7 protein-coding genes are annotated in these 6,487 nt (G+C 72.8%); 6 read left to right on the top strand and 1 reads right to left on the bottom strand.

Features of this window, described 5'->3' with window-relative positions:
• The first annotated feature begins 132 nt into the window (after positions 1 to 132).
• Genes VGL20_03355 through VGL20_03330 form a run of 6 tightly spaced genes read left to right on the top strand, consistent with a single transcriptional unit; the run spans position 133 to position 5,841 of the window.
• Positions 133 to 1,653: a sugar transferase gene (locus VGL20_03355; GenBank protein HEY2702707.1), complete on the top strand. Its 1,521-nt coding sequence runs from the start codon at positions 133 to 135 to the stop codon at positions 1,651 to 1,653.
• Positions 1,654 to 1,678: 25 nt separating this feature from the next.
• Positions 1,679 to 2,392, top strand: a complete 714-nt coding sequence (locus VGL20_03350) for a histidine phosphatase family protein (protein ID HEY2702706.1) — start codon at positions 1,679 to 1,681, stop codon at positions 2,390 to 2,392.
• Positions 2,392 to 3,357, top strand: coding sequence for a sulfotransferase (locus VGL20_03345; protein ID HEY2702705.1), 966 nt, complete (start codon positions 2,392 to 2,394; stop codon positions 3,355 to 3,357). Before VGL20_03350 ends, VGL20_03345 begins: the two co-directional genes overlap by 1 nt.
• Positions 3,354 to 4,124 carry a 3'(2'),5'-bisphosphate nucleotidase CysQ gene (locus VGL20_03340; protein ID HEY2702704.1) on the top strand — a complete coding sequence of 257 codons (771 nt, stop codon included), beginning with the start codon at positions 3,354 to 3,356 and terminating at the stop codon, positions 4,122 to 4,124. The genes VGL20_03345 and VGL20_03340 overlap by 4 nt, the downstream gene beginning before the upstream one ends.
• Positions 4,121 to 5,482: a cation:proton antiporter gene (locus VGL20_03335; protein HEY2702703.1), complete on the top strand. Its 1,362-nt coding sequence runs from the start codon at positions 4,121 to 4,123 to the stop codon at positions 5,480 to 5,482. The genes VGL20_03340 and VGL20_03335 overlap by 4 nt, the downstream gene beginning before the upstream one ends.
• Entirely contained in the window at positions 5,479 to 5,841 is a 363-nt protein-coding gene (locus VGL20_03330) for a DUF5658 family protein (GenBank protein ID HEY2702702.1), read from the top strand. Before VGL20_03335 ends, VGL20_03330 begins: the two co-directional genes overlap by 4 nt.
• A gap of 33 nt (positions 5,842 to 5,874) precedes the next feature.
• On the opposite strand, the gene VGL20_03325 is transcribed toward VGL20_03330, so the two are convergent.
• Positions 5,875 to 6,487: sortase (locus VGL20_03325; GenBank protein ID HEY2702701.1), on the bottom strand; the 613-nt coding region annotated here is incomplete at its 5' end.

Below are 6,487 nucleotides of genomic sequence, written 5' to 3'. Positions count from 1 at the left end.
GGTCTACGCGGAGCTGCTCGAGCGCCGCGCCCCGGTGCTCGCGCCGGTGCCCGAGCTGACGCTCACCGGCGCACGGGCAGACCTGGAGATCGTGGGACGCCCGGAGCCCACCGCGGTGCCCGAGGCGGTGCAGTGAACACCGACGTCGACACCCGGCCGAGCTCCCAGCGCGAGGCGCGCGGGCTCATCGAGATCAGCGTCCCCGCGGCGCCGCTGCGCACCCGGGCCCGCCACGCGGTACCGCCGCGTTCGGTGGCGGCGCGGCGCGACGCCCTGCTCGGCGCGATCCTGGTGCTCGGCGACCTGCTCACCGTCGGCGCCGTCTACGCCCTCGCGCTCACCCCACGGGTGGAGCGCTCGGTGCTCCGTCACCTGAGCCTGCACGCCGGTTCGGCGCGGGACGTCTACGTCACCCTGCCGATCTGGATCGGCGTCCTCGCCTGCTGCGGCCTCTACTGGCGCAGCCGGCGCATCCACCTCGAGCTGCGCAGGCTCGTCGAGGCGGTCTCGTTCTCGCTGGCGGCGGTCGTGGTCGTCGTCCTGGTGATGGACATCGACGTGACCGCGGGTTGGGTGGCGGTGGTCTGGTGCACCTGCGTGCCCACCCTGGCGCTGTGGCGGATCGGCGCCAGCAAGGTGATCCGCCGCCTGAACGCCGCCGGCGTCACCGGCCGGCGCGTCCTCGTCGTCGGGGTGGACGCGGAGTCGCGCGCGCTGGTGCGCACCCTGACCCGGCAGCCCTGGCGCGGGTACGCGGTGGCCGGCTTCGTCGACGTCCCCGGCGGCGGCTTCGGCGGCACCATCGACGGCCATCCGGTGTGGAGCTCGCTCGACCTCATCGCCGACGCGGTGCGTGAGAACGATGCCGGCGCGGTGATCGTTGCCGCCACCGTCACCGCCGAGAACCTGATCGCGGTGCAGCGGGCGCTGCAGCCGCTGGACGTGGACGTCATCCTCTCTCCGGGGCTGTCCGACATGGACGCCTCGCGGGTCGCGCTCGCGCGCATCGACGGGCTGACCCTGCTCGCCCTGCGGCGCCACCGGCTGGGACGGCGCAACGCCGCGGTCAAGCGCGCCCTCGACATCTGCGGCAGTGCGCTCCTGATGGTGGCGGCGGCACCGCTCATGGGCGCCATCGCGCTGGCCATCAGGCGCACCAGCCCGGGCCCGGTGATGTTCGTGCAGGAGCGCGTCGGCCGGGAGGGCCGCCCCTTCCGCATGTACAAGTTCCGCTCGATGGTGGTCGGCGCCGAGGCGCTGCTCGCCGAGGTGGGCTCCGCCAACCAGGCCGACGGCATCCTCTTCAAGCTGCGCGACGACCCGCGCGTCCACCCCCTGGGGCGCACGCTGCGCAGCCTCGGGCTCGACGAGCTTCCGCAGCTGCTCAACGTGCTCCGCGGTGACATGAGCCTGGTCGGCCCCCGGCCGGCGCTTCCCAGCGAGACCGAGCACTACGACGCCCGGCTGCACGCCCGGCTGCTCGTCCGGCCCGGGGTCACCGGGCTCTGGCAGGTCAACGGCCGTCACGAGCTGGCCTTCGACGACTACGTCCGGTACGACCTCTTCTACGTCGCCAACTGGTCGCTGCGGATGGACCTCTCCATCCTGGCGCGCACCCTTCCCGCGCTGCTGTCGCGCCACGGCGCCCACTGATTCACCATCACCCCGAGGAGTCTCCATGCGCTTCGCCGTCCCCTCCGCGACACCCTCCGAACCGCAGAGGCTCGCCATCACGCCGCTCGCCGCCTGCAGGATCCACCTGGTCCGGCACGGCACCACCAGGATGAACGTCGAGAACCGCTACCGCGGACGCCGCGACGTGCCCCTCGACGCCCAGGGATACCAGGACGCCGTCGACGCGGCACGGCGGCTCTCGGGTGTCGGCCTGACCGCGGTCTACACCGGCCCGCTCCGCCGCACCATCGCCACCGCCCAGGTCGTCGCCGACGAGGCGGGGGTGCCCGACCTGCGCATCCTCCACGGCCTCGTCAACCTCGACTACGGGACCTGGGAGGGCCTGACCGCCGCCGAGGCCGCGGCGCGGGACGAAGTCGCCTTCGGCCTGTATCGCACCTCTCCGCAGCACGCCGTCTGCCCCGACGGTGAGCGTCTCACCGCGGCACAGGAGCGCATGCTCGCGGCGCTGAGGCTGATCGGGGAACGGCATCGCGACGAGAACGTGGCCGCGATCAGCCACGCGGTGATGATCCGGCTGGTCCTCACCGCGATCGAGAGGCTGGAGGGAGAGCGGTGGCGGGTTCCCATCGAGCGTGGCTCGGTCACCGTCATCGAGATCGACGAGGACGGGCCCCGGCTGGTCGGCCCCGCGGGCCGGAACCGGGGCGACCTGATCGGCAGTCCGAGAGTTCCGGCCACCATGGGGGGCGCGTGATGCTCGTCTTCGTCGTCGGCACCGGCCGCTGCGGATCGACACTGGCCGTCGAGACCCTGGCACGGCACCGGGGGGTCGGCTTCGTGTCCAACGTCGACGACAAGCTCAGCCATCTCGACCTCCTCGGCCGTTGGAACAACACCCTGCACCGCCAGCAGGGTTTCCGGGACCCGCGGCTGCGCCCCTTCAAGGACCGCCGGAAGCTGGTCGAGCGTGGCCGGCTGCGGGTCAGCCCGTCGGAGGGCTGGGGCGTGCTCGACCGCCAGGTGGCGTCCCTGATCTCGACGCCGTGCCGCGACCTCGTCGCCGAGGACTGCGTTCCCTGGGTGCGCGAGCGCCTGCAGTCGTTCTTCGAGCGCCGGATGGCGGCGCAGCGGCGGCCGGTCTTCGTGCACCACGTCACCGGCTGGCCGCGGGTCGGTTTCCTCCGCGCCGCCTTCCCCGAGGCGCGTTTCGTCCACGTCGTCCGTGATGGGCGCGCGGTGGCCAGCTCGTGGCTGCAGATGGGATGGTGGCGCGGCTATGGGGGGCCCGATGCCTGGCACCTGGGACAGCTGCCCCCGGAGTACGAGGCTGCGTGGAGCGCCTCGGGACGCTCCTTCGCGGTGCTCGCCGGTCTGGGCTGGAAGATGCTCCTCGAGGCCTTCGAGGTGGCCCAGGCGACCGTGCCCGCCGACTCCTGGCTCGAGGTCCGCTACGAGGAGCTGATCGCCCGTCCCCGCCACCACATGGCCAGGATGCTCGACTTCGCGGGACTGGGCTGGGACGACGACTTCGAGGTCCAGTTCTCGCGCTTCCGCGGGGGCTCCGGCCGGTTGGACGCCTTCCGTCACGATCTCGGTCCCGATGCCGTGGCCGCACTGGAGCGGAGCATCGGCTCCACCCTGCGCGCGTATGGATATCGCACCGACGTCCAGGCTCGGGAGCTTCCCGGCGAGCGTGGTCCCGCGCTCGCGCTGAGATGACGGTGACCCTCCTTCCCGGCCGCACCACGCGATCGCAGGACCACGACGACGCCGAGCGGCTCGCCCGGGATGCGGGCAGCCTGCTGACCGCGATCCGGCACATCACCACCGGCAGGGACCTGGGCGCGCTCGGCGACCGCTGCTCCCAGGTGCTGCTCGCCGCAGAGATCGGACGGCGCCACCCCGACGACGCCGTCCTCTCCGAGGAGGGCGTCGACGACCCGGGCCGGCTGACCGCGCGACGGGTCTGGATCATCGACCCGCTCGACGGGACGCGCGAGTTCGGTGAGCCGGGGCGGGTGGACTGGGCGGTCCACGTGGCGCTCTGGGAGGAGGGCGAGATCGCCGCGGCCGCGGTGGCCCTCCCCGGTCGTGGCCTGGTGCTGTCCACCTCGCAGCCACCGTCCCGCCGTGCCGCCGAGGCGGGGACGCCGGTTCGCATCCTGGTCAGCCGGACCCGGCCGCCCGATGTCGCCACCAGGGTGGCGGAGCACCTCGGTGCACGGCTCGTCCCCATGGGTTCCGCGGGCGCCAAGATCGCGGCCGTGGTCCTCGGCGAGGCCGACGCCTACCTGCATGCCGGCGGGCAGTACGAATGGGACTCCGCCGCGCCCGTCGGCGTGGCCCTCGCCGCGGGGTTCCACGCCTCGCGCGTGGACGGGACCCCGCTGCGGTACAACCGGCCCGACCCCAGCCTCCCCGACCTGCTGGTCTGCCGTCCGGAGCTCTCCGAGGTGCTTCTCGACGCCGTGCGAGCGGTGTCGTGAGCCTCAGCAACGCCGACACCACGCGTCTGCTGCTGGCGCTGATCCTGCTGCTGGCCGGGGCGCACCTGTGCGGCCAGCTGTGCGCGCGGCTGCGCCAGCCTCGGGTGGCGGGCGAGATCATCGGGGGCCTGATCCTCGGACCCACCCTGTTCGGACACCTGCTCCCGGGCTGGCAGGGCGCCATCTTCCATCAGGGTACGGCGGTGGGTGTCTTCCTCGGCGCCGTGTACCAGCTCGGCCTCTTCCTGCTGATGTTCTGCTCGGGCGCGGCGCTTCGAGCCCGGGTGCGCTCCAGGGAGCGGCGGGCGATCACCTGGGTGGCGGTGGTCGGGAACCTGGTGCCCTTCGCCGCGGGACTGGCATTCCTCGCCGTCTACGACCCCGGCCACCTGATCGGTGCGGCGCACGATCGCACCGCGCTCGTGCTGGTCTTCGCGTGCGCGGTCGCGGTCACCAGCATCCCCGTGATCTCGAAGATCATGACCGACCTCGGCATCATCCACACCGCCTTTGCGCGCATCGTGCTGTCGGTGGCGGTCCTGGAGGACGTCGTCCTCTACTGCGTGCTCAGCATCGCCCTCGGGATGGTGCATCCCGCGCACGCGGAGCCCTTCAGCCTGCCGAGCATCCTCGCGCTGCGCCCGAACAGCGGGCTCGGCGACCTCTACTACGTGGTCGTCTCGGCACTGTTCTTCTGCCTTCCGCTGCTGCTCGGCCGCGCCTTCCTGCAGCGGCTCGCCGGACGAGGTGGGAACCTGATCCAGCAGAGCAGCCCGCTCGCCTTCCAGGTGATGTTCCTGATGAGCATGACCGCGCTGGCGCTGTTCGTCGGCGTGGCGGCGTACTTCGGCGCGTTCGTGGCGGGCATCCTCTCCGGCGAGCTGGGTGACGACCACGCCTCCGTCAGAGCTCAGGAGACCATCCGCAGCTTCTCCTTCGCCTTCTTCATCCCCCTCTACTTCGCGGTGGTGGGGCTGCGCCTCAACCTCCTCGACCACTTCGACCTCGGGTTCTTCCTGGTCTTCCTCGGGTATGCGTGCGTGGCCAAGTCGGTCAGCGTGTATGCGGGCGCTCGCATCGCCGGCGAGCCTCCTCGTCAGGCCCGCAACCTGTCCGTGGCGCTCAACGCCAGGGGTGGGCCGGCGATCGTGCTGGCCTCGGTCGCGTACGACGCGGGCATCATCAACCAGGGCTTCTTCGCATCGCTGGTGATGCTCGCGCTGGTCACGTCGGTGGTCGCCGGCTCCTGGCTGGAGATGCAGCGGAGGAACGGCGTCTGGGAGGCGGAGCTGCTCGGCGTCCCGGTCGCAGCCCCGGTCCCCACCCGGGCCGGAGGGCTCGCCGAGGCGACCCCATGAGCGGCGACGGAGGGCCGGCACCGGCGATGAGCCCCCTGGCGAACCTGCTCGAGGGGCTCGCCGACCGCCGCTGCCGGCTGCTCGCCGCGATGTTCCTCGCCGCCGAGGCGCTGGACATGCTCACCACCACCGAGGCGTTGGCGCACGGCGGCCTTGCCGAGGGCAACCCGCTCTTCGCCTCGTTGATGGCCGGCGACCTCCTCCTCGCGCTGGCGCTGAAGGCGGGCGTCGTCATGCTCGTCACCCTGGGTGCGCTGGCCGGGCTGCACGGCCGCCGCCGCCGCGTCGCGTTCCGGGTCTTCGTGCTCTTCGGCCTCGCCGTCGTCCTCAGCAACACCCTCGCCATCGCCCGGGCCTGACCGGCGCGCGGACGGCGCCGTGGGCGGGCTCGGCTATGGGGTCGGGGCCGGCGGCGTGGGAGAGGGAACCAGGGTCGGCGAGGGAGTGCCCGTCGGGGTGGGAGAGGGCGTCGGACCGGCGGTCGGCGTCGGCGTTGGCGTCGGAGCCGGCGAGGGTGAGGGAGTGGGGGCCGGCGTGGGAGCGGGCGTCGATGGGGGAGCCGGCGCCGCCGTGGGAGTGGGGGTCGGCGTCGGTACGGGTCTGGGCGTGGGTGCGGGTGTCGGTGCCGGCGCCGGCACCGGCGCCGGCGTGAACGGCACCACGACGGGCTGGGGGGGAGCCGATGCCGGTCCCGGCACGGCGGGGGAGGCCGGCGGCGTGGTGTCGGTGAGAACGCCCCGCCAGACGATGCGCTTGTCGTCCTGGAACCAGGGCGTGCAGGTGACCAGGGTGAGCTCGGCGTCGGCTGTGGACCCGAGCTGGGTGACCGCGTCGGGCGCCAGCACCGACCTCTGCGTGATCCGGTAGTGCCAGGTGCGGCAGGCACGGTCCTGGACCTCGACGACGTCGCCCACGGCGAGCTGATCGATGTGCTCGAAGTGTGGCTCGCGGTGGAAGGCGACGATGTCGTTGCCCGGCTGCCCGGCGGCCGCGGAGCGCTGGTAG

Source organism: Candidatus Dormiibacterota bacterium, assembly GCA_036495095.1.
In the GTDB taxonomy this organism is placed as follows: Bacteria; Chloroflexota; Dormibacteria; order Aeolococcales; family Aeolococcaceae; genus CF-96.
This window is presented reverse-complemented; position numbering and strand designations above follow the sequence as displayed.